The sequence below is a fragment of the Mesorhizobium sp. B2-5-3 genome (assembly GCF_006441005.1).
Classification (GTDB): Bacteria; Pseudomonadota; Alphaproteobacteria; order Rhizobiales; family Rhizobiaceae; genus Mesorhizobium.
In genome coordinates, this window is the sequence record NZ_VFUS01000001.1 from 157,388 (window position 1) to 179,635 (window position 22,248).

19 protein-coding genes and 1 riboswitch are annotated in these 22,248 nt (G+C 63.8%); of the genes, 6 read left to right on the forward strand and 13 right to left on the reverse strand.

Annotated elements, in window-relative coordinates; translation table 11 throughout:
- Positions 1–6: 6 nt before the first annotated feature.
- On the reverse strand, positions 7–780 hold the full coding sequence (locus tag FJ867_RS00820; RefSeq protein ID WP_140493318.1) for an amino acid ABC transporter substrate-binding protein: 774 nt from the start codon (positions 778–780) through the stop codon (positions 7–9).
- Positions 781–1,100: 320 nt separating this feature from the next.
- On the opposite strand from FJ867_RS00820, the gene FJ867_RS00825 reads away from it, so the two are divergent.
- On the forward strand, positions 1,101–1,967 hold the full coding sequence (locus tag FJ867_RS00825; RefSeq protein WP_140493315.1) for an RNA polymerase factor sigma-32: 867 nt from the start codon (positions 1,101–1,103) through the stop codon (positions 1,965–1,967).
- 72 nt (positions 1,968–2,039) lie between these two features.
- Here FJ867_RS00825 and FJ867_RS00830 read toward each other — a convergent pair whose 3' ends face one another.
- From FJ867_RS00830 to thiB, 4 genes are all read right to left on the reverse strand, one after another.
- The gene (locus FJ867_RS00830) at positions 2,040–3,503 is read right to left on the reverse strand and encodes a M48 family metalloprotease (RefSeq protein WP_140493312.1); all 1,464 of its coding nucleotides are present in this window, start codon (positions 3,501–3,503) and stop codon (positions 2,040–2,042) included.
- A gap of 257 nt (positions 3,504–3,760) precedes the next feature.
- Complete coding sequence (gene thiQ, locus FJ867_RS00835; RefSeq protein WP_140627990.1) at positions 3,761–4,543, reverse strand: thiamine ABC transporter ATP-binding protein; 783 nt, start codon at positions 4,541–4,543, stop codon at positions 3,761–3,763.
- On the reverse strand, positions 4,543–6,156 hold the full coding sequence (thiP, locus tag FJ867_RS00840; protein ID WP_140816271.1) for a thiamine/thiamine pyrophosphate ABC transporter permease: 1,614 nt from the start codon (positions 6,154–6,156) through the stop codon (positions 4,543–4,545). Before thiP ends, thiQ begins: the two co-directional genes overlap by 1 nt.
- Before the next feature lie 237 nt (positions 6,157–6,393).
- Entirely contained in the window at positions 6,394–7,392 is a 999-nt protein-coding gene (gene thiB / locus FJ867_RS00850) for a thiamine ABC transporter substrate binding subunit (protein ID WP_140816273.1), read from the reverse strand.
- A 42-nt stretch (positions 7,393–7,434) separates the two neighbouring features.
- A riboswitch (TPP riboswitch) is annotated at positions 7,435–7,550 on the reverse strand.
- Between the two features lie 88 nt (positions 7,551–7,638).
- Here thiB and FJ867_RS00855 point away from each other — a divergent pair.
- The 4 genes from FJ867_RS00855 to FJ867_RS00870 are packed head-to-tail and all read left to right on the forward strand — an operon-like array spanning position 7,639 to position 10,550.
- Positions 7,639–8,283 carry a thiamine diphosphokinase gene (locus FJ867_RS00855; protein ID WP_140816275.1) on the forward strand — a complete coding sequence of 215 codons (645 nt, stop codon included), beginning with the start codon at positions 7,639–7,641 and terminating at the stop codon, positions 8,281–8,283.
- A 1-nt stretch (position 8,284) separates the two neighbouring features.
- Positions 8,285–10,102 carry an ABC-F family ATP-binding cassette domain-containing protein gene (locus tag FJ867_RS00860; protein WP_140816277.1) on the forward strand — a complete coding sequence of 606 codons (1,818 nt, stop codon included), beginning with the start codon at positions 8,285–8,287 and terminating at the stop codon, positions 10,100–10,102.
- A gap of 44 nt (positions 10,103–10,146) precedes the next feature.
- A complete protein-coding gene (locus tag FJ867_RS00865) occupies positions 10,147–10,389 on the forward strand; it encodes a type II toxin-antitoxin system CcdA family antitoxin (protein ID WP_140493291.1) in 243 nt (80 codons plus the stop codon).
- Entirely contained in the window at positions 10,389–10,550 is a 162-nt protein-coding gene (locus FJ867_RS00870) for a CcdB family protein (RefSeq protein ID WP_348641333.1), read from the forward strand. Before FJ867_RS00865 ends, FJ867_RS00870 begins: the two co-directional genes overlap by 1 nt.
- Before the next feature lie 106 nt (positions 10,551–10,656).
- Here the strand turns inward: FJ867_RS00870 and FJ867_RS00875 are convergent, their stop codons facing one another.
- Together FJ867_RS00875 and FJ867_RS00880 are read right to left on the reverse strand one after the other, a co-directional pair.
- The gene (locus FJ867_RS00875; protein WP_140554927.1) at positions 10,657–12,342 is read right to left on the reverse strand and encodes a hypothetical protein; all 1,686 of its coding nucleotides are present in this window, start codon (positions 12,340–12,342) and stop codon (positions 10,657–10,659) included.
- A gap of 74 nt (positions 12,343–12,416) precedes the next feature.
- Entirely contained in the window at positions 12,417–13,715 is a 1,299-nt protein-coding gene (locus FJ867_RS00880; protein WP_140816279.1) for an adenylosuccinate synthase, read from the reverse strand.
- A gap of 214 nt (positions 13,716–13,929) precedes the next feature.
- Here FJ867_RS00880 and FJ867_RS00885 point away from each other — a divergent pair, with 214 nt between their 5' ends.
- Positions 13,930–14,832: a DMT family transporter gene (locus FJ867_RS00885; RefSeq protein ID WP_140554926.1), complete on the forward strand. Its 903-nt coding sequence runs from the start codon at positions 13,930–13,932 to the stop codon at positions 14,830–14,832.
- Positions 14,833–14,896: 64 nt separating this feature from the next.
- Here FJ867_RS00885 and FJ867_RS00890 read toward each other — a convergent pair whose 3' ends face one another.
- From FJ867_RS00890 to glmM, 6 genes are all read right to left on the reverse strand, one after another.
- A complete protein-coding gene (locus tag FJ867_RS00890; RefSeq protein ID WP_224618070.1) occupies positions 14,897–15,262 on the reverse strand; it encodes a cytochrome c in 366 nt (121 codons plus the stop codon).
- A gap of 182 nt (positions 15,263–15,444) precedes the next feature.
- Entirely contained in the window at positions 15,445–17,043 is a 1,599-nt protein-coding gene (serA, locus tag FJ867_RS00895; protein WP_140554925.1) for a phosphoglycerate dehydrogenase, read from the reverse strand.
- A gap of 162 nt (positions 17,044–17,205) precedes the next feature.
- Positions 17,206–18,381 carry a phosphoserine transaminase gene (locus FJ867_RS00900; RefSeq protein ID WP_140816281.1) on the reverse strand — a complete coding sequence of 392 codons (1,176 nt, stop codon included), beginning with the start codon at positions 18,379–18,381 and terminating at the stop codon, positions 17,206–17,208.
- A 202-nt stretch (positions 18,382–18,583) separates the two neighbouring features.
- Positions 18,584–19,348 (reverse strand): outer membrane protein, encoded by a 765-nt coding sequence (locus FJ867_RS00905; protein ID WP_140816283.1) that lies wholly within the window; start codon positions 19,346–19,348, stop codon positions 18,584–18,586.
- A gap of 184 nt (positions 19,349–19,532) precedes the next feature.
- Positions 19,533–20,366 (reverse strand): outer membrane protein, encoded by an 834-nt coding sequence (locus FJ867_RS00910; RefSeq protein ID WP_140493269.1) that lies wholly within the window; start codon positions 20,364–20,366, stop codon positions 19,533–19,535.
- Between the two features lie 247 nt (positions 20,367–20,613).
- Positions 20,614–21,966 (reverse strand): phosphoglucosamine mutase, encoded by a 1,353-nt coding sequence (glmM, locus tag FJ867_RS00915; protein ID WP_140493266.1) that lies wholly within the window; start codon positions 21,964–21,966, stop codon positions 20,614–20,616.
- Positions 21,967–22,248 lie beyond the last annotated feature (282 nt).

Below are 22,248 nucleotides of genomic sequence, written 5' to 3' on the forward strand. Positions count from 1 at the left end.
CGTAAATTACTTCGAAACGTCCTGTCCGAAATACTTGTCTGCGATCTTCTGATAGGTGCCGTCCGCCTTGATGTCGGCCAGCGCCTTGTTGATCGCGGCAACCAGTTCCGGATCGCCCTTGCGAACGATGACGCCGGAATAGTCGGCGTTCTCTTCCTGGGCCGCGATCTTCACATTGGCATCCGGCTTGTGCTTCTTGAAATCGAGGAAGGACAGGCTGTCATTGATGGTTGCGTCGGCGCGGCCGGTCAAAAGCAGCTGGATCGACTGGTCGAACCCGTCGGTACCGACCAGTTCGGCGCCGTTGGCCTCGGCCAGCTTGCCGAAATTCGAAGTCAGCGACTGCGCCGACTTCTTGCCCTTGAGATCGGCGAAGCTCTTGATGTCGGTGTTGTCGCCGCGCACGATCAGCACTGCCTTGGAGGCGATGTAGGGGTCGGAGAAATCGTATTTCGCCTTGCGGGCGTCGGTGATGCCGACTTCGTTGATGACCGCGTCATAGCGATTGGCATCGAGGCCCGCGATCAGCCCGTCCCATTTGCCCTCGAGGAACTCTACCTTCACGCCGAGCTTGTCTCCGATCGCCTTGGCGATTTCGACATCGAAGCCGACCAGCGCTCCGCCGGCATCATGATAGGTAAAGGGTGCGTAGGTGCCCTCCGTGCCGACCTTGATGACGCCGGCCTGCTTGATCTGGTCGAGATTGGCGCCGGCATAGCCTGCGGTAACAGCCAGAACCTGCAAAGTTCCGGCGACGATGAGCGACTTGAGCCATTTCATTTTTCTGTGATCCCGTCCTGGCCTGATATCCGGCATGGTGTGAGCGCTGGAAATTGACAGATGTGAGTTGAAAAAATAAGGAATGAGATTTCAAAAACATCTATTATTCGGAATCGGATTCTACCACTGACGTTTCTGGCGGTGCCTCGAACCCGCCCGGAGTTTTTTCGCGCAGCTTCCACGCCGCGCCGCCGGCGGCGGAACCTTTCCCGCGCATGGCACGTTTTGCGTTCGTTGTAGGGCAGGACGCCGTCATTTCAAGTCGAGCGGCTGCCGGGTTTCGAAATGACATCCGTATCGCCAGAGCCAGGGAGTGCCTCATGATGGAAGACACGGCAGGACGGATCATGGTCCGCGCGGCAATGAGGGCTCCCTATCTCGAACGCGACGAGGAGTTGCGGCTGGCGCTGCGCTGGAAAAAGGACAACGACCAGAACGCGCTGCACAGCATCACCGTGGCGCATATGCGCCTGGTCATTTCCATGGCCTCCAAATTCCGTCATTACGGCCTGCCGCTTGGCGATCTGGTCCAGGAGGGCCATGTCGGCCTGCTCGAGGCCGCGGCCCGTTTCGAGCCGGAGCGCGAAGTGCGGTTTTCGACCTATGCGACCTGGTGGATCCGGGCCTCGATGCAGGACTACATCCTGCGCAATTGGTCGATCGTGCGCGGCGGCACCAGCTCGGCGCAAAAGGCTCTGTTCTTCAACCTGCGGCGCCTGCGCGCCCGGCTGGCGAACGGCGCCGCGGAGCCGCTGTCGAACAGGACGCTGTACCGCGAGGTTTCAGCGGCCCTCGGCGTCTCCGAAGCCGATGTCGCGCTGATGGATTCGCGGCTCTCGGCGCCCGACTCCTCCCTCAATGTCCCGCTTGCCGACGATGGGGGCGCGACCGAGCGGATGGACTTCCTCGTGTCGGACGATCCCTTGCCCGACGAGGTCGTCAGCGACACCATCGATATCGAACGCCGCTCGATATGGCTGAAGGCGGCGCTTGCCGCACTCAACGCGCGTGAGCTGCGCATCATCGAGGAGCGTCGGCTGAGCGACGAGGGCGCGACGCTCGAAGCGCTCGGCGAGACGCTTGGCATTTCCAAGGAACGCGTGCGCCAGATCGAGGCCCGCGCCATGGAAAAGCTGAAAGTGGCGCTGGTGAAGCAGAACCCGGAATTCCTCGCCACCGCCGCCTAAATCCATTCCAGGAAAACTACCTAGAAGTTTCTCGTCCCAAAAACGAGAGAGCGGGTCAGCGCCGACTATCGGCTATTTGTCGGTGACGATCTTGACCTTGTCGCCGGCCGAAACCGCAGCCCCCGGCGACAGCGCGTTGAGCACCCGGAACAGGTCGAGTTTGCGGTCGACGCCGACCATCTGCGCCGAAAGCGAACCCATCGTCTGCCCCGGCTGGACGGTTACCACGCGGATATGCAGCGGCTTGAGTGCCGCCTTTTCGGCGGCACTCAGAATGCGGAACGAGCCGCTGACGGAACGCGCCACGGTGTCGAGCGACGTGCTGGCGGACGGTGCCGCCGTCAGCAGCCGGTAGACTTGGCCGCCGGCGCGGATTACCGCGATATCGAACTGCCAGCCTTCGGCGCCGGCATGCGCCGTCGCTGCCTCGTTGCCGTTGATCGTTTCCTGCCTGACGCTCGCATCGTCGAGACCGGCCACCCAGCCGCTCCTGATATAGTCGGTCAGCGCACGGTTCTTGTCGATCGACACGCCGTCGAAGCGGATCGCGATGTCGCCCGGCCCGGTCGCCGTCACGGCGGCGGCCGAATTGTCGATGATGAAGCCCTCCGGCACCGAGAAGGACACGCCCAGGCCCGGATGCAGAAAGGTCTCGCCGCGCACATAGCCTTCTTCGGGCGTGTCGCCGTAGAGCAGGCCGTCTATGCCGGCGAGGAAGGCGTCGCGATCGCGGGTGCCGACGCCCGGCGGGCCGAACTGGCGGGCATGGCGTTGCGCAAGGTCGATACGCTGCGGCGTATTGGGATGCGTTGCCAGGAAATCGAGGCTGGCGTCGGTGGCGCCGCTGATCGAGCGGAAATCGGTGTAGGCCGACATGGACTGCAAGAAGCGGCCGGCGGCGTAAGGATCGTAGCCGGCTTCGCCGATCGACTTGATGCCGATGGCGTCGGCCTCCAGTTCCTGGTTGCGCGAAAACTGCGCCAGTCTCAGCTTGCCGCGGATCAGCGCCGCCTTGGCGGTCGGGCTGTCGCCGAGCACGTCGGAAACAACCTTGGTGGCGAGCCCCTCCTCGGCCTCGAGCTGCTGGCGCTGCAGGCCGTGGTTGGCGGTGACGTGGCCCATCTCATGCGCGATGACGGCGGCGAGCTCGGCCGAATCATTGGCCAGCGCCAGCAGGCCGCGCGTGACGTAGAGGTAGCCGCCCGGCAGTGCGAAGGCATTGACGTTGGGCGAATTGAGGATGGTGATACGATAGGTCTGGGTCGGGTTGGCCGACACCACCGTCAGGCTGCCTACGACCTTGGCGACCATGCGCTCGAGCTTGGGATCGGAATATTCGCCGCCATAGGTCGCCAGGATGCGTGGATGCTGCGCCTTGGCCAGTTCGGCCAATTTGTTATTGGCCGCGACATTGTCGACCGTGATCGGTTTGTCGGAAGGCTGGAAGCCGGATTCCTGGACTTCCGGAGGTGTGAACATCTGGCAGCTTGCCAGGGCCACGACAAAGCCGGCCAGCGCCAGAAAGCGCGCCAGCATTTTCCCTCTTGGTCTTTCCGTGCCGGTCGGCAGAACGGCTTCCTTTCGGGTCTGGCGCATGCCCGCGAAAATCGGGGCGATCCTCGCAAGGGCTCATGCGCAAATCAAAGCATTACAGCATCCACGCCATACCAACGCGCGGCGGATGCTGCAGGCAAATCACGCCCTGCACCGGACCGGTACAGGGCGGACCTAGCCACACTACCTCTGTCATGGCAAGCAATCGCCCCGTCGCCAGGAGCCGGTTTGAGCGTAAATTATGTCCGCTTCCGGGCAATATCTCGTGATCCAGCCTCCCAGGCGCTTGTGCCAACATAGCGCCGGAAAACTTCAGGACCAGCCCCGGCAAAGAAATCATCCGCCTTGCCCTTGGCGGCAACCATGCCGTTGTCGAGGAACACCACCTCCTCACAAATACGGCGTGCGTCCTGTGGCTGATGCGTGACGAACAGCAGCGTCATGCCCCGCTCGGCATGCACGTCGGCGACAAGATCGAGCATGTCGTCGCGCAAGGCCGGTCCGAGTGAAGCGAAAGGCTCGTCCAGAAGAAGCACCGGGCGGTTGCGAACCAGCACGCGCGCCAATGCGACACGCTGGCGTTCGCCTCCCGAAAGTTCGCGCGGCAGGCGTCTTTCCTTGCCCGCGAGGCCGGTGCGCGCGATCGCCTCCGCGATGTCAGCGCGGTCGGCCTCGGTCAGCCGCAGCGAGGGCGAGCGGCCGAGCCCGACATTCTCTTCGACCGAAAGATGGGCAAAAAGATTGTTTTCCTGGAACACCATCGACACCGGCCGCGCCGAAGGCGGCGCCGCGCCGACATCGGCGCCGCCGATCAGCACGCGGCCAGCCTGCGGCGTCTCGAAGCCCGCCACCAGATTGAGCAGCGTCGACTTGCCCGAGCCGCTCGGCCCCATGATGGCGGTAATTTTCGACGCGGCGAAATCGACATCGAAAACGAGCGGCGCGTCGCCGTAGCTGAACGAGACCGTGTCCAGCCGCACCTCGGCTCCCCTTGTCGCACCATTGGTGGCGCCCGCAGCCATCAGTCTCGTTCTCCCCTTCCCAGCCCGCTCGCCGCCACCACAAGCGCAAGGCAGACCAGACCGAGCAGCAGCGCCAGGCCGGCGGCGTCCTCGGTGCGGTAGCTGCCCATGCGCGCCAGGAGAAGGTAGGGCAAGGTCTGCACGGAATCACTGCCGAACAATGCGATGACGCCGAGATCGCCAAGCGACAGCGCCATGGCAAACGCGAAGGCGGTGGCCAGCGGCCGTCGCAGCGAGGGCCAGTCGACCAGCCGCAACCGGGCCCAGCCCGCTATTCCCAGAAGCGCGCAGAGCCGCTCATGGCGCTCGCTCGCCGCTTCATAGGCGGGGCGGATGGCACGGATGGCGAAAGGCATCGCCATGACTGCATTGACAGTGACGACCATGACCGGGGCTATGGCAAAGACATCGCCGACATGGCGCAGCAGAAGGAACCAGCCGGCGCCGATGACGATGGGCGGCACGACCAGGACGAAGCCGGCACCGGTGTCGGTGGCGTGTTCGAGCACGGTCCGCGGACCGGAGCGGCGCTTCAGGGCCAGCACGCGGCGCGCCATGGTGAGCGAAAGCGACAGCGCAACCGACAGCAGCGCCGACAGGAAAGCCAGCACGGCGCTGGTCAGCGTCGCCTGCCGCACCGCCGCTTCGCCGGCGAGACGACCGAGGTCGGCGCCGAGGCCTGACATCACCGTCGCCGTCATCGGCCCGGCGACGAACAAAAGGGCCAGCACGACGAGCGCGGCATTCAGCGCGGCCTCGGTCCTGCCGGCCGAGACGTAGCGGCGCGGCGCCACCGGCAGATTGGCGTCACCGGTGGTGTTGGCGCCGAGCCGCGTCAACGCCAGCACCACGACAAAGGTCAGCGCGATCTGCAGCAGCGTCAGCGCCACCGCCCGCGCGGGATCGAAATTGAAACGCAGAGCCTGGTAGATGCCGACCTCCAGCGTCGTCGCGCCGGGGCCACCGCCCAGCGTCAGCACGATCGTGAAGGATGTGATGCAGAGCATGAACACCAGGCCGGCGACGCCCGGCAGAGCGGCGCGCAGTGTCGGCCACTCGATCAGCCGGAAAGCCGGTGCGGCACCCATGCCGAGCTGGCTCGCCAGCCGCCATTGGTCGGCTTGGATGGTTTGCAGCGCTTCGAGGAACAGCCGCGTGGCCAGCGGCAGGTTGAAGAAGACATGAGCAACGAGGATGCCGGAGAGGCCATAGATGCCCGGCCAATTGTAACCGCCGACGGCACCAAGAAAGCCGGCGAAATAGCCGGCGCGGCCATAGAGCGCCAGGATGCCGAGCGCCGCCACGATCCCCGGCAGCGCCAACGGCAGGGCGAAGAGCTGGAGGATGAAGCCGCGGCCGGGAAAGCGCGGATGCCGCGACAGCGCGCGAGCCACGAACAGGGCCGGCGCCACCGACAACAGCGTCGAAAGCGCCGCCTGCCACAACGTAAAGCGCACGACGCGCAGGAGATAAGGATCGAAGGCTGCCCAGGCTCCGGAGAAATCGTTCGCGCCTTCGAAAAGAAGACCCGCAAACGCGCCGCCGATCAGGAGCCCGATCGCCGCAAGCGCGAGGATACCGGCGGAGATGCGGGGGTCAGACGCGCGCTGCACGCTGCGCCACCCAAAGGACCTTTAGCGAGCGTCGCGTTCCTTCGCGCCCCCCTCTGTCCTGCCGGACATCTCCCCCACTTGGGGAGAGATTGGCTGCTTCAGCGCTCCACCCTCTCCTGTGACGTCGCCAATTGGCGAAAGCCGTCGTGACGGCCAATCTCCCCCCTCGTGGGGGAGATGTCCGGCAGGACAGTGGGGGGCGCTGTAGAGCACTCATCATCCGATCATACGACCAAACTACTTGCTCATCACCGCCAGCCATTCATCCACCCATGCCTTGCGGTTGGCCGCGACCTCCTCGGGACTGAACAGCAAGGTTTTGGTCGGTTTGACCAGTCTGTCGAAGGCCGGATTGAGCGGCTTGTCGGTCTTGCCGGCCGGGAACATCCAGTTGGTCTCGGGGATGGCATCCTGGAATTTCGGCCCGGTCATGAAGGCGATGAACTTTTCCGCCAGCGGATTTTTGGCTCCCGTCGTGGTGATGCCGGCGACCTCGATCTGCAGATACTCGCCCTCCTCGAAGGAAGCGGCCTGGTAGCGCTCGGTGTTCTCGGCAACCATGTGGTAGGCGGGCGAGGTCGTGTAGGACAGCACCATCGGCGCCTCGCCCTTGGTGAACAGGCCGTAGGCCTCGCTCCAGCCCGGCGTCACGGTCAAGACCTTCGCCTTGAGCTTGGCCCAGGCCTCCGGCGCCTTGTCGCCATAGACCGACTTCACCCACAACAGCAGGCCGAGGCCCGGCGTCGAGGTGCGCGGATCCTGGATAACGATCTTGTCGTCGGCACTGCCCTCGACCAATTCCTTCAGGCTCTTGGGCGGCGTCTTCAGCTTCTGCGTGTCATAGACGACGGCGAAATAGCCATAGTCGTACGGGACAAAGATGTCGTCGTTCCAGCCGCCCGGCACATTGAGCCCGGTCACGGCGCCATGCGGCGCAAACACGCCAGTGGCCTTGGCATCGGCGGTGAGATTGGTGTCGAGGCCAAGCACGATGTCGGCCTTGGTCGCGGCCCCTTCCAGCTTGACGCGGTTGAGCAGCGCGACGCCGTCGGCAACCGAGACGAAGTCGACATCGCAGCCGCATTCGGCCTCGAATTCCTTCTTCACCACCGGGCCGGGGCCCCAGTCGGCGGTAAAGCTCTCATAAGTGTAGACGGTGAGCTTGTCCTTGGCTAAGGCCGGCCCGGACAGAACCACGACCATTGCAGAGACAAGGGCGTATAAAAGCGTGCGCATCGGCGCCTCCTTCGTTCGGGTTAAAGGAATTGAGGCGTCGGACTGTCCGAAACGTCTAATCCCTCCGCCGGTACAAACCGGATCAGGTTCAGCGGGTTGGCGAGACTGCCTCTCAGCCGGTCCGCGAAATATCGCGTCCGGCACCCCGTTAGAGCGCCTCGACACATAGGCCCGGCCGGTGAACCGCGCAAGTGGCTGTTTGCCGGCCTTCCGTTTCCGCTGTCGGGCTGGTAAGGGCCACACGATATGAGCACATTCACCATCCTGCTTGGCGGCGATCTCGTCCGCACGCCACGGCTCGACCGTCAGGTCGAGGGAACCCGCGTCATCGCCGCCGATGCCGGCATCGGCCATGCAAGCACGCTCGGCCTTGTGCCGGAACTGTGGGTCGGCGATTTCGACTCCGTGCCCGCCGGCCTGCCGGATGAGTTGGCCGCCGTGCCGCGCCGGACCTTTCCGGCAGAGAAAGACGCCACCGATGGAGAACTCGCGATATCGGCCGCCCTGGAGCGCGGCGCTACCAGCCTCGTGCTCGCCGGCGCCTTCGGCGGCAAGCGCGCCGACCATGCCTTCCTGCACATGGCGCTCGCCCTGCGGCTGGCCGGGGCCGGGACAAAGGTGCTGTTGACCAGCGGCGCGCAGGAAGCCGTGCCCCTGGCGCACGGCACGGCCCGCTTCGACTATGCCGACGGCACCCTGTTCTCGATCCTGGGTTTTTCCGAGCTTGCAGGGCTGACCGTCGCCGGTGCGAAATGGCCGCTTGACCGCGTCAAGGTCGCGTTCGGCTCGTCGCTGACCATCTCCAACGAGGTCAAGGGCAGGCTCGATATCGCGCTGGGAGCGGGCCGCGCGCTGCTGCTCGCCCATCCCTATCCCTTGCCAGAAAGCTGACATGGCGCCGCCTCTTCTCAATCTCGACGGAATAAAACTGACCTTCGGCGGCACGCCCCTGCTCGACGGCGCCGACTTGGCTGCGTCGGCCGGCGACAAGATCGCGCTGGTCGGCCGCAACGGGTCCGGCAAGTCGACGCTGCTCAAGATCGCCGCCGGCCTGATCGAGCCGCAGGACGGCGAGGTGTTCCGCCAGCCATCGGCGACCGTCCGCTATCTGCCGCAAATGCCCGACATGGACGGCTTCGCAACCGTGCGCGCCTATGTCGAGGCCGGCCTCGGTCCCGCCGACGATCCTTATCGCGCCAGCTACCTGATGGAGCACCTCGGCCTCTCGGGCGAGGAGCAGCCGGGCGACCTCTCCGGCGGCGAGGCCAGGCGCGCCGCCCTTGCCCGCGTCATGGCGCCCGAGCCTGATATCCTGCTGCTCGATGAGCCGACCAACCACCTCGATCTCTCGGTGATCGAATGGCTGGAAGAGGAACTCGTCCGCACCTCCTCGGCCCTCATCGTCATCTCGCACGACCGCCGTTTCCTTGAGCGCGTATCGCGCGCCACCGTGTGGCTCGACCGGGGCCAGACGCGCCGGCTGGATAAGGGCTTCGGCCATTTCGAGGAATGGCGCGACCAGGTGCTTGAGGAAGAAGAGCGCGAACAGCACAAGCTCGGCCGCCAGATCGTGCGCGAGGAACACTGGCTGCGCTATGGCGTGACGGCGCGGCGCAAGCGCAACATGCGCCGCCTGGGCGAATTGCAGACCATGCGCCAGCGTTTTCGCGGCCATCGCGGCGCCGAAGGCACCGCGACCATGGTGGCCAGCGACACCGCCGAATCCGGCAAGCTGGTGATCGAGGCCAGGAACATCGAGAAGAGCTTTGGCGACCTCACCGTGGTCAAGGGGTTCTCGACCCGCATCCAGCGCGGCGACCGCATCGGCCTCGTCGGGCCGAACGGCGCCGGCAAGACGACGCTTCTGAAGATGCTGACCGGGGAGTTGCAGCCGGATGCCGGTTCGGTGCGGCTCGGCACAAATCTGGAGATCGCCACGCTCGACCAGAAGCGCGAGGCGGTCGATCCGCAGGAGACGCTGGCTCAGTATCTCACCGACGGGCGCGGCGAGAACCTTGTCATCAATGGTGAGCAGCGCCACGTCGTCTCCTACATGAAGGACTTCCTGTTCAAGCCGGAGCAGGCACGCACGCCGGTGCGCGAGCTGTCGGGCGGCGAGCGGGCACGGCTGATCCTTGCGCGCGTGCTGGCCCGGCCGGCGAACTTGCTGGTGCTCGATGAGCCGACCAACGATCTCGACATGGAAACGCTGGAGTTGCTGCAGGAACTGGTCGCCGGCTTTGCCGGTACGGTCATCCTGGTCAGCCACGACCGCGATTTCCTCGACCGCACCGTGACCAGCGTGATCGCGCCGGACGGCGGCGGTCGCTGGGTCGAATATGCCGGCGGCTATTCCGACATGCTGGCGCAGCGCGGCGGCACCAGGCTCGACGACCGCAAGGCGCGCGCGAAGGCGGATGCAAGCGACGTACCGACGGCGAAGGCGGACAGCGCCACCGCCAAAGCCCCGGCAAAAAAACTCTCGTTCAAGCAGAAATTCGCGCTGGAATCGCTGCCCAAGAAGATCGAGGCGGTGACAGCCTCGATCTCGCGGCTGGAGAACAACATCGCCGATCCGGCCTATTACGAGCGCGATCCGGCCTCGTTCCAGAAGACCATCGCCGCCCTCGACAAGGAGCGCGCGACACTGGCGGCACTGGAGGAAGAGTGGCTCGAACTGGAGATGTTGCGCGAGGAGATGGAGGGGTGAGGATGGTATACGCTGCGTTATGCGCTTAAAAGAGGGCTCTCTCCGTGCTTCAATCGACGACAAAACCTCAGCGAAAGTCTGTCAATACATCCATTGACGCTCAGCTGATCAAAGACGCCAAAGCGTCGGGTATCAATCTCTCGCGCGCCGCCGAGGCAGGTATTGCGAAGGCCATCGCGGCGGAAAAAACGCGTCGGTGGCAAGAGGAGAACTTTGAGGCGATTGTGAGCTCCAACGCCTATGTCGAGCGGAACGGGTTGCCATTGGCCACACGCCCGCTGTTTTGATGGCCCGTTACGATCTCTATCGGAATGCCGGAGGCAGTGGTTACCTTGTCGATGTTCAGTCCGACCTTCTTGAGAGGCTGAACACGAGAGTCGTCATTCCGTTGATGCCGTCCGACACAGCCCCCGTTCCTGGCCGCCGGCTCTGCCTTGATGGCCACTGAATTGCCGGATGCCGAGGGAAATCTCTCCAAGCACCACGACGACATCGTCGCCGCGCTAGACATGCTGTTCCAAGGCTTCTGACCGGAGCCGACCGTTGCCGTCGGCTCAGCCCGCCGTCTTCGCCTGCCAAGCCTTGATCGCCTCGTCGAACACCTTCTCGCCGGGAATGCCTTTTTCCATCGTCAGCAACGCTCGTCGTCCGGTCTTGTAGACGACCGGCACGTCGATCCAGTCCTGTCCCCGAAGCAAGGTCAGATTGGCGTCCTCGTCGGCCTTGGTATCGTTGAGCGCGACGAGGAAGAAGCCGTCGGCGATCTTGGCCGGAATGCCGATCAGCGGGCTGCCGGCATCCTGCTCGGAACTCTTCATGGCCACGCGCAGGATGTTGTCGACGCCGCCGCCTTCGAAACCGTCGGGTGTCAGGAAGATCATCTCGATGATGTGGCTGGCAGGCAGCGTCTGGTCAGTGTTGCGGCGGATGGTCATGCGCAACTGGATGTCCTTACCGGGAATGGTCGCCTCGGCGCGGATCGCCGGCTCAGGCGGCAGGTCGCCGCCGGGCGATTCCTGCACCAGCGACCAGACGATGTTGCCCGGCTCGGCCGAACCCTGCGCGGTGCTGGTGCGCTCCTCATAGAAGATCGCCTTCTGGCCGACCGGCAGAGAGGTTTGCGTCGGCGCACCGGCAGGCGAGGGCGGCGTGGCGGCGTTGTCAGCCGGCGCCGCGGGTGCGGTCCCATTGGCGGGTGGCGCCGCCGGCGCAGCGCCCGGTGCAGGGGGCGTGGTCCCGGCGGGCGCGCCTGCGGCCGGCGTGCCTCCTGCCGGAGCCGACAAGGCCGGGGTGGTCGTGGCTGAAGGCGGCGTCGTCAGCGCCGCGACGGACTCGCCCTCGCCCACGCCGCTCTGTCCGCCGGCCGGGCCAGGATCGACCTCGCTTCCTTGCGGTGTCAGTCTTTGAGTGAACTTCGGTGTCCCTTCGGGCTCGGCACCGCTAGCCGAAGGTGCCGGGGGCGTTGCCGCCGCATCGCTCGCCGGCTTGGCGGGTGTCGATTTGACCGGCTCGGTCGTCGCGACCTTGCTGCCGCCGCCCAGACCCAGCATCTTGCCGAAGGCATCCTTGTTCAGCCAGATGCCATAGCCGCCGCCGGCAATGACCAGCAACGCAACGGCAGCGGCAATCAGCCCGCCATAGCTGCGCTTGCGTTCAGCCGGACGCAAGCGCTGGAAAGTGTCGGCGGCCGCAGCCTCTTCGTCGCTCGCAAAGACATCGGCATGCTCGTCGTCCTGACCCACATCCATGCCAGGCTGAGCCCTGTCGTCGAACTCCGGGGCCGGCTGCACCGGTACGGGCTTTTGCCAGTTCGGCTCGACCTCGGCGGCGGGCGATGCAGGCCTGGAGATGTCGGGCTCCGGAGCGGGGGGCGGCGGCTTGTAGGGTTCAGCCTTCGAGGCAGGCGCTGCCGGCCAGGCCGGCTCCGCCTTTACCGGCTGTTTGGTATGGTTCGACTGGTTCTTGTTGCGATCGATGGAGGAAAATATGTGCTCCAGTTCGGCAAGCGGATCGGTCTCCGGCACGCTTTTGGCATATTCGCGCTCGAGCCTCGATATGGCGTCTTCCAGGCCGCGCTTCTGCCTTTCGGCTTCCGACGGCGAAAGCGGCGGCTCGCGCTCGGCAATCTTCTTTGCAATCGTCGAGCGCGCTTTGTCGTAGACTTTGGCCCGCAGCTCCGGCGTAGGATCGCCAAAATTGTTTATCGTATCCCTCAGAGCAGAAACGAAATCTTTCGCCATGCGTCAGTCGACCTGTATTGTGCTCCGGGCCGGCCTCCGCAAATCAGCCGCAACGCCCGGAAAGGCTTGAGAAACTAGTCTTGAAACGGATCGGTCACAAGTATCGTGTCGTCCCGTTCCGGGCTGGTGGAGAGGAGCGCGACCGGCGCGCCGATCAACTCCTCGATATGGCGGACATATTTGACGGCCTGGGCCGGAAGGTCGTTCCAGCTGCGCGCGCCGGCGGTGGTGCCTTTCCACCCCTCCAGCGTCTCGTAGATTGGCTCGACGCGGGCCTGCGCGCCCTGGCTGGCGGGTAGATAGTCGATCGTCTCGCCGTCGAGGCGGTAGCCGGTACAGACCTTGATCTCGTCCAGCCCGTCAAGCACATCGAGCTTGGTCAGGGCAATGCCCTTGATGCCGTTGACGGCGACGGCCTGGCGCACCAGCACCGCGTCGAACCAGCCGCAGCGGCGCTTCCGGCCGGTGACGACGCCGAATTCATGGCCGCGCGTGCCGAGGAATTCACCGATCTCGTTCTGCTGCTCGGTCGGGAACGGACCTTCGCCTACGCGCGTCGTATAGGCCTTGGTGATGCCAAGCACATAGCCGATGGCGCCCGGGCCCACGCCGGCACCGGCTGCCGCCTGGCCGGCGACGGTGTTGGACGAGGTGACAAACGGATAGGTGCCATGATCGATGTCGAGCAGCGTGCCTTGCGCGCCCTCGAACAGGATGCGCTCGCCGGCCCGGCGCTTGTCGTCGAGCACCTTCCAGACCCGGTCCATGTAGGGCAGGATTTCGCCGGCGACCGAGGTCAGCTCTTGCATGACCGCGTCATGCGTGGCTTCGGCATGGCCAAGGCCGCGACGCAGTGCATTGTGATGCGTCAACAGCCTGTCGACCTTCAAGGGTAGTGTTTCCAAATCCGCCAGATCCATCACCCGCACCGCGCGCCGGCCCACCTTGTCCTCATAGGCGGGGCCGATACCGCGGCGGGTCGTGCCAATCTTGGTCCCGGAATTTGAGGCGGCGTCCTCGCGGAAGCGGTCCAGTTCCCGGTGCAGGGACAGGATAAGCGCTGTGTTTTCGGCTATTTTCAGGCGCTCCGGCGTTACCTCGACGCCTTGCCCCTTGAGCTTCGCCACTTCGGCAACGAATGCGTGCGGATCGAAGACGACGCCATTGCCGATGATGGACAGCTTGCCCTGCCGCACGACGCCCGACGGCAACAGCGACAGCTTGTAGACCTTGCCGTCGACGACCAGCGTGTGGCCGGCATTGTGGCCGCCCTGGAAACGCACCACGACATCGGCGCGCTCCGATAGCCAGTCGACGATCTTGCCCTTGCCTTCGTCACCCCATTGCGAGCCGACGACCACCACATTGGCCATGTTTCTTTTCCTTCGAGGCGCCGCCGCGCGGCTTGGATACGGTTCGAAACGACAGGCCTCTATAACGTCAAGAGCAGGCCGATGCGACCTTTCTTTGCCGCCGAAAATGGGCTGAGGCACAACAATTTTCAGCTTTGACATCATTTACTTGTCCAGGCGGGGGCAATAGGCCGGCAGGCACGCCCCATTCACCTCCTCCCCGCTGCGACCCGCCATGCACCGAAGCGCCTACATGTTCCTGCTGCTCACCACCTTGCTGTGGGGCGGCAACTCGGTGGCCGGCAAGCTGGCGGTCCATCACGTCTCACCGATGACGCTGGTCTTCCTGCGCTGGGTGCTGGCGGTAGCGATCCTGCTGCCGATCGGCTGGAATGCGCTGAAAAGAGATTGGCCCGTCGTGCGCAGGCACTGGTTCGTGCTCGCCGCACTTGGCGCCAGCGGCTTCACCTTGTTCAACACGATCTTCTATACGGCGCTCAATTACACGACCGCGATCAACGTTTCGATCGAGCAGGCGGCAATGCCTATCCTGATCATCGTAGCCAATTTCATCTTCTTCCGCCTGCGCGTGAACTGGGCGCAGATCGCCGGCGTGGTGCTGACGATCTTCGGCGTCATCCTGACCGCCTGCCACGGCGATCCGCGCCGGCTGCTGACATTGGAGCTCAATTTCGGCGACGCCATCATGCTGGTCGCGGTCATTCTCTACAGCGGCTATTCGGTCGGATTGCGGCTGAAGCCGGCCATGCAATGGCAGAGCCTGATGCTGGCCATGTCGCTCGCCGCGCTCGTCACCTCGCTGCCGTTCTTCCTATGGGAAATCGCGGCCGGCAAGGTCATCGTTCCCGACGCACGCGGCTGGGCGGTGATCGTCTATACTGCGATCGGCGCCTCGGTCGTCTCGCAGATATTCTACATCAGGGGCAATGAGCTGATCGGCGCCAACCGGGCCGGCCTGTTCATCAACCTGGTGCCGATCTTCGGCACCCTGCTTTCGGTGCTGATCGTCGGCGAGACATTCCAGCTCTACCAGGCGTTGGCGCTCGTCCTCGTGCTGGGCGGCATCGCGCTTGCCGAATATAGCGGCCGCAAGGCAGCCATGCCGAGGCGCCAGTAAACTCGCTTCGCGCCCCGATCGTCAGCCTTGAGGAGAGCGTCGGCTCGCCCGGCAATTCGCAGGACTACTGCAATTCCTTGCGCACCGCCGCCACGTCGTCGGACGAGACTGCCGGGGCGGCGTTGCCCCAGCTGCCGCGCACGTAAGTGAAGACGTCGGCGATCTCCTGATCCTTCAGGCGCCCCGCCAGCGAGGGCATCGCCGGCGTCGTCGGCGCGCGGGCCGTATGCACGGCCTGGCTTCCCGCCAGAACGGCCCGGGCAAGCGTTTCGGTGCTGGCCTGTGCTACGATCGAATTGCCGGCGAGCGGCGGGAAAAGAGCCCCGGCGCCGGCGCCGTCTCCACCATGGCAGGCCGAGCAATTGTCATGGTAGATCGCCTCGCCAGCGGCCATGCGGGTTTCGTCGGGCTTGGGCGCCTGGGAAACCATGCGCTGCTTTGCACGCTGCGAAAATGATCAGGCATCGGGGCAGCTAAGGTCAGCAGCAGACGCCCCGCTATCGCGAAGGCAAGTATCCTCAGACGGACGATCAAGACCATCTAGGCTTGCCGGAAAACACTCGATGCGCGGAGCATCGCGATCGTGCAGTTGCAGCCTGTGCGGGAAGAGCCCTACACGCTGCCGACGTCGAACTGCAGCCGCTTGGCCGAATCGATCGATTTGTGCGCCCGCACCTGCTCCAGCACTTTTTCCGGGAACGGTGCGTCGAGATAGAGCAGCGCGATGGCATCGCCCCCTGGCCGGTTGCGGCCGAGCTGGAAGTTGGCGATGTTGACGCCGTTCTCGCCGCACACCGTGCCGAGCAGGCCGATAATGCCCGGCGCGTCGGCATTGGTCGTGTAGAGCATGTGCTGGCCGACCTCGGCATCGAGATTGATGCCCTTGATCTGGATGAAGCGCGGCTTGCCGTCGGAAAAACAGGTGCCGGCGATCGAGCGCGTCATATGCTCGGTCTTGACCGTCAGCTTGATATAGCCGTCGAACACGCCCGATTTGTCGCGCTTGACCTCGGCGACGATGATGCCGCGCTCCTTCACCATGATCGGCGCCGACACCATGTTGACGTCGGCTACCTGCGGCCTGATCAGCCCGGCAAGGGCCGCGCTGATCAGCGCGCGCGTATTCATCGTCGCGGTCGAGCCGTCGAACAGGATTTCCACCTCCTTGATCGGGTCCTCGGTGACCTGGCCGACAAAGGCGCCAAGCACTTCGGCGAGCTTGACGAAGGGCTTGAGCCGCGGCGCTTCCTCCGCGGTGATCGACGGCATGTTGATGGCGTTGGAGACGGCGCCCTTGATCAGATAGTCGGCCATCTGTTCGGCGACCTGCAGCGCGACGTTCTCCTGTGCTTCCGCCGTCGAGGCACCGAGATGGGGGGTGGCCACCACATTCTCCATGCCGAACAATGCGTTCTGTTCGGCCGGCTCGGCCTCGAACACGTCGATGCCGGCGCCGGCCACCTTGCCGCTCTTCAGCGCCGCCACCAGGTCGGCTTCGACGACCAGCCCGCCACGGGCGCAGTTGATGATGCGCACGCCGTCCTTCATTTTGGCGATCGCGGCGGCATCGATGATGTTGCGCGTCTTGTCGGTCAACGGCGTGTGCAGCGTGATGAAGTCCGCGCGGGCGAAGAGCTCGTCCAGTTCAACCTTGTCGACGCCGAGTTCCTCGGCGCGTTTGTCCGACAGGAACGGATCGAAGGCGACGACATGCATCTTCAGGCCGACGCCGCGCGTGGCGACGATCGAGCCGATATTGCCGCAGCCGATGACGCCGAGCGTCTTGCCGGTGATCTCGACGCCCATGAAGCGGTTCTTTTCCCATTTGCCTGCATGCGTCGAGGCGTTGGCTTCCGGGATCTGGCGGGCGAGCGCGAAGATCATCGCTACCGCATGCTCGGCTGTCGTGATCGAATTGCCGAACGGCGTGTTCATCACGATAATGCCCTTGCGGCTGGCCGCCGGTATGTCGACATTGTCGACGCCGATACCGGCCCGGCCGACGACCTTGAGCCTGGTGGCGGCATTGATCAGCTTCTCGGTAACCTTGGTCGCCGAGCGGATGGCGAGGCCGTCATACTGGTCAATCACTTCAAGCAGCTTCTCCTTGTCCTTGCCGAGATCAGGAAGATAGTCGACCTCGACGCCGCGATCCCTGAAGATCTGAACGGCGGTGGTGGAAAGTTTATCCGAGACGAGAACGCGAGGCATGGGATTGGTCCTTGTTGCTTACCCCACACCCGCTTTCGCTTCGCTCAGGCGCCTTCTCCACGGGGGGAGAATGTGAGGCGCCGATCCTTCTCCCCTTGTGGGAGAAGGTGGCCGCGAAGCGGCCGGATGAGGGGTATTCCAGAAAATGATACCGTTCGAGTTTCAGGCCGCTGCTTTCAGCGACGCCTTCTGGCCGGCGAAGGCCCAGTCGAGCCAGGGCAGCAGCGCTTCGAGATCGGAGGTCTCGACCGTTGCGCCGCACCAGATGCGCAGGCCGGGCGGTGCGTCGCGATAGGAACCGATGTCATAGGCGACACCTTCCTTGTCGAGCGCTGAAACCAGACCCTTGGCGAAGGCCGCCTGTGCGTCGGCGTCGAGTGCAGCGACTTGTCCGTCGGTGAAGGACAGGCAGACGGACGTGTTCGACCGCGTCGCCGGCTCTACGGCGAGATGGCCAAGCCAGGAGGATTTCGCGACGAAACGGTCGAGCACCGCGGCATTGGCGTCGGCCCTTGCGACCAGCGCATCGAGGCCGCCGATCGATTTCGCCCAGCTGAGCGCGTCGAGATAGTCCTCGACGCACAGCATCGATGGCGTGTTGATGGTTTCGCCCTTGAAGATGCCTTCGATCAATTTGCCGCCCGAGGTCAGGCGGAAGATCTTCGGCAGCGGCCATGCAGGCTTATAGCTCTCCAGCCGCTCGACGGCGCGGGGCGACAGGATCAGCATGCCATGCGCGCCTTCGCCGCCCAGCACCTTCTGCCAGGAGAAGGTCACGACATCGAGTTTCTCGAAATCGAGCTTCTGCGCGAAGGCGGCCGACGTCGCGTCGCAGATGGTCAGACCCTTGCGGCCCGCCGGGATGAAATCGCCGTTCTGCACGCGCACGCCCGAGGTCGTGCCGTTCCAGGTAAAGACCACGTCGCGGTCGAAATCGATCTTGCCGAGATCCGGCAGTTCGCCGTAACCGGCCTCGAGCTTGCGCACATCGGCAAGCTTCAACTGCTTGACCACGTCGGTGATCCAGCCGGAGCCGAAACTCTCCCAGGCGACCATGTCGACGCCGCGCTCGCCCAGCAGCGACCAAAGCGCCATCTCGACGGCGCCTGTGTCGGACGCCGGCACGATGCCGATGCGGTAGTCGGCAGGAACCTGGAGAATTTCGCGCGTCAGCGCGATCGCCTGTTCGAGCTTGGTCTTGCCGATCTTGGCGCGATGGGAACGGCCGAGCGCGGCAGCTTTCAGCGCCTCGACCGACCAGCCGGGACGTTTCGCGCAGGGACCTGAGGAAAAATTGGGGTTTGCCGGACGGAATCCGGGCTTCGTATGCGTCGTCATCGTGGTCTATCCTTCCAGATAGTGGCCCCTCGTTGGGGAGGGGTGGCCCACGGACGGCGATATGCGCTCGGACTTCGGGCGTCAAGGGGAAAGTTTTTGTCGCGGGCAGGATATCGGCGATCCGCGATCAGGATCTCGTGAGCTTCAAACGCAAACGGCGGACCGAAGAGATCCGCCGCCAGGGTTCATGTATGCCAGCCTACTACCAGAGATCGTAGCGTAGCCCGAGCTTAACCTGATGATTGCTGATTCCCTTGTGGACCGGAAACGAGGTCAGGCTCTCGGCCGTCACATATTCGGCGTCGGGCGCCGAGAAATACTGATAGCCGAGATCGACGGAAACATTCTTCGACACCTGATAGGCAAGGCCGGCATTCAGCGTGTAAGCGAAGGAATACTTGGTCTTGTCGTCACTCAGTCCGAAGTCGTCGGTTGGATCGCCATCGTCGGTGAAATAGCTCGCCGAGAGCTTGTGCGTGCTCCTGACGATGCCGATGCCGGCGCCGAGATAGGGTGTTATGCCGACATAGGTTCCAAGGTCGACATAGCCGTTGAGCATGCCTGAAAAGGCATAGTTCTTCAGGGACGCCGACGCCAGGGTCGCCTCTGCCGCGGTCGCTGAATCGTCATAGCCAATGCCGATCTTGTTGCCGGGCAGGTAACCCAGATTGAGATCGGCACGCAGATAATCGTTGAAGTGGTAGCCGAAGCCGATGCTGGCGAAGACCGGGTCTTCCTCGTTGTCGAAGCTCGCCGGCGTGAAGGCGAAATCCTCATTCTTGAAGCTCTTCTCTACCAGGTAGGAGACATCGCCGCGCAGATACCAGCCCGAGCCGACCTCGACCGGCACGTAGTCGGGCGCCTGGTCGACATAGACCGGGGGATCATAGTCGGCGGCCAGCGCAGGCGTCAGCGGCATGATGGCGAATGTGGCAAGCACCGGCGCCATACGCGATGTGATTTTCATGATCCCCTGCTCCCGATTTCGGCGCCACCAGACGGCAGCCATCGTTTCAGGAAGCATTGTTAACCATAGTGGTTAAGTCGGGGTTAAGGCTAACAGAGCGTTAGCGAATGATTTTCGGGCAGCCAGACAAGCGAAAACCGCCCGGCTGATGCCGGGCGGTTTCGGACCGTTGGATGGTCGGATGTTACTTGGTGTAGATCGGCTCGGGTTCGGGCTGATAGGCCACCGTCGGCGCGGCGCAACCGTTGTTGCCGCCGAACTGGTACCGCAGGCCGCCGCGCACCTCATGCGTGTCGATGCCGCGGTCGAAGCCCGGCCCGGCGCTGCTGATATCCCACTCGAACATGCGGCCGCCCTGGATGTGGCTGTAGCGATAGCCCGCGTCCAGGATCAGCTTGTCGGTCAGGCAGTAGGAAGCGCCGGCCATGAGCGCGTAGGCAAAGCGCCAGCTTTTCGCACCGGGGTTGAACTCGGTGGTGTTCGGGTCCCTGACATCGTCCCATCTGACATGCGCGCCGCCGATGCCGGCGCCGACATAGGGCGTGATGCCGTGATAGGTGCCGAGATCGACATAGGCGTTGGCCAGCAGCAGCAAGGCGCTCATTTTCGACACTTCGGTCGACGTCGAGAAAGCGTCCGAGGTTCCGCCGTCGAAGTTCGACTTGAACCAGTAATCGGCGGTCAAATCCGTACGAAAATGATCGTTGATCTTGTAGCCGACGCCGGCGCCGAGCGAGAAGCCGCCCTTGAGCTTGCCGAAATCGAAGCTCCTGTCGCCGGGAATGACGTTACAATTACAGGGATCGATGGTGTAGGTCGTGTAATCGATGCCGCGCACTTTCGACTTGTGGTAGTCGAGATCGCCGCGAATGTACCAGCCGCCGACATCGACTGGCTGCTCGTATACCGGCGGCGGCGCCTCTTCGACCACCGGCTCCGGAAGGTCGGCCGCGAACACCGGCCATGCCAGGCCCGCGAACAGCGCGGCGAACAGGGCCTTTCTTGCTGTATTGAACATGCTTGTCACCCCTAGAAACCCTCGGAACAGCGGTCGCGTCCGAATGAGATTGGCTTTCAGGCGTGGATAATGAATTGCAAAGGTTAAAAGGCATTTAACCCTGTCTATTAACCACGAATCTCGAGCATTTGAGGAATTCGGATGGTTCCACGTGTCTCGAGCCAGTTTCGCAGGCAAACAAAAGCCCGCCGGACGGGCGGGCTTCTAAGCAATCAGAGCGGCGTCGGCCCTCCGAATGCACCTGAGATCAGGCGGCGCTGCGTGTTTCCGAGATGACCTCGACGATGTCGTTGACGACGGCCTCGACCAGCTGCGGGTCGTCGCCCTCGGCCATGACACGGATCAGCGGCTCGGTGCCGGACGGCCGGATGACGAGCCGCCCCGCCTTGCCGAGGCGTTGACGGGCGTCCTCGATCGCAGCCTTGACCGGAGCTTCCTCGAGCGGCTTGCCGCCGGCGATGCGGACGTTCTTGAGGAGTTGCGGCACCGGCTCGAACTTCTTCGACAATTCGCTGACCGGCCGGCCCTGCCGCTTGATGCAGGCCAGCACCTGCAGCGCCGAAACCAGGCCGTCGCCCGTGGTCGAGAAGTCCGACAGCACGATGTGGCCCGACTGCTCGCCGCCGACATTGAGCCCGTGCGCGCGCATATGCTCGACGACATAGCGGTCGCCGACCTTGGTGCGGTGCAATTGCAGCTTCATGTCGCCGAGGAAGCGTTCGAGGCCGAGATTGGACATGACCGTCGAAACGACGCCACCGCCGGCAAGCCGCCCGCTCTGGTGCCAGGACTCGGCGATCATTGCCATGATCTGGTCGCCGTCGACGATCGCGCCGTTCTCGTCAACGATGACGACACGGTCGGCATCGCCGTCGAGCGCGATGCCGATGTCGGCGCGCACCTCGTGCACTTTCTTCTGCAGGCCTGCCGGATGGGTCGAGCCGCATTCCTTGTTGATGTTGAAGCCGTTGGGCTCGACATTGATGGCCACCACTTCGGCGCCCAGCTCCCAAAGCGCCTCGGGGGCAACCTTGTAGGCGGCGCCATTGGCGCAATCGACGACGATCCTCAAACCTGAAAGCGACATCGAACGCGGCAAGGTGCGCTTTGCAAACTCGATGTAGCGGTCATGCACGCCATCGACGCGCTTGGCGCGACCAAGTCCGTCGGAATCGGCGAGTGCCAGTTCGATATCCTTGTCCAGCATGCTCTCGATGCGCTCTTCGATCTCGTCGGAGAGCTTGTAGCCGTCGGGACCGAATAGCTTGATGCCATTGTCGTAATAAGGATTGTGCGAGGCCGAGATCATGACGCCGATATCGGCGCGCAGCGAACGCACCAACATGGCGACCGCCGGCGTCGGGATGGGGCCGAGCAGGAACACGTCCATGCCGGCGGCGCAGAGGCCCGCCACCATGGCGTTCTCGATCATGTAGCCGGAAAGTCTGGTGTCCTTGCCGAGCACCACACGGTGACGATGGCTGCCGCGCTGGAAGGACAGGCCGGCCGCCATGCCGACCCTCATCGCGATTTCCGCCGTCATTGGAAACTTGTTGGCGCGCCCGCGAATACCGTCCGTGCCGAAATAATTTCCTGCCATGCTAGTCAGTGTCCCCGGTGGTTCTTGCCCGGTACGTCATGCCATAATTGGCCGGCGCACTACGATCACATTTCGTGATTATCTGTTACCAATCCTTTAGAAAACCCTTGTTGTGCATTGCACACAGACTGGCGCAACCTAGCGTGATGGCGCTGCCTCGCCACAATACACCATGCCTGTGGACCATTCGACATGGATTTACCCACAAATTCTTGTCTTCCACCCGGCAACAGGCAACGATTTCATCACCTTGCCGGCAGAAGCCGGGTTTCGGCGATGTAT

Coding starts and splice junctions, on each gene's coding strand:
- FJ867_RS00910 (WP_140493269.1), bottom strand. CDS start 20,366: ATGTTCAATACAGCAAGAAAGGCCCTGTTCGCCGCGCTGTTCGCGGGC.
- FJ867_RS00875 (WP_140554927.1), bottom strand. CDS start 12,342: ATGGCGAAAGATTTCGTTTCTGCTCTGAGGGATACGATAAACAATTTT.
- serA (WP_140554925.1), bottom strand. CDS start 17,043: ATGCCTCGCGTTCTCGTCTCGGATAAACTTTCCACCACCGCCGTTCAG.
- FJ867_RS00820 (WP_140493318.1), bottom strand. CDS start 780: ATGAAATGGCTCAAGTCGCTCATCGTCGCCGGAACTTTGCAGGTTCTG.
- FJ867_RS00885 (WP_140554926.1), top strand. CDS start 13,930: ATGCACCGAAGCGCCTACATGTTCCTGCTGCTCACCACCTTGCTGTGG.
- FJ867_RS00830 (WP_140493312.1), bottom strand. CDS start 3,503: ATGCTGGCGCGCTTTCTGGCGCTGGCCGGCTTTGTCGTGGCCCTGGCA.
- thiB (WP_140816273.1), bottom strand. CDS start 7,392: ATGCGCACGCTTTTATACGCCCTTGTCTCTGCAATGGTCGTGGTTCTG.
- FJ867_RS00900 (WP_140816281.1), bottom strand. CDS start 18,381: ATGACGACGCATACGAAGCCCGGATTCCGTCCGGCAAACCCCAATTTT.
- FJ867_RS00870 (WP_348641333.1), top strand. CDS start 10,389: ATGGCCCGTTACGATCTCTATCGGAATGCCGGAGGCAGTGGTTACCTT.
- FJ867_RS00905 (WP_140816283.1), bottom strand. CDS start 19,348: ATGAAAATCACATCGCGTATGGCGCCGGTGCTTGCCACATTCGCCATC.
- FJ867_RS00860 (WP_140816277.1), top strand. CDS start 8,285: ATGGCGCCGCCTCTTCTCAATCTCGACGGAATAAAACTGACCTTCGGC.
- FJ867_RS00890 (WP_224618070.1), bottom strand. CDS start 15,262: ATGGTTTCCCAGGCGCCCAAGCCCGACGAAACCCGCATGGCCGCTGGC.
- glmM (WP_140493266.1), bottom strand. CDS start 21,966: ATGGCAGGAAATTATTTCGGCACGGACGGTATTCGCGGGCGCGCCAAC.
- thiQ (WP_140627990.1), bottom strand. CDS start 4,543: ATGGCTGCGGGCGCCACCAATGGTGCGACAAGGGGAGCCGAGGTGCGG.
- FJ867_RS00825 (WP_140493315.1), top strand. CDS start 1,101: ATGATGGAAGACACGGCAGGACGGATCATGGTCCGCGCGGCAATGAGG.
- FJ867_RS00880 (WP_140816279.1), bottom strand. CDS start 13,715: ATGGCCAATGTGGTGGTCGTCGGCTCGCAATGGGGTGACGAAGGCAAG.
- FJ867_RS00855 (WP_140816275.1), top strand. CDS start 7,639: ATGAGCACATTCACCATCCTGCTTGGCGGCGATCTCGTCCGCACGCCA.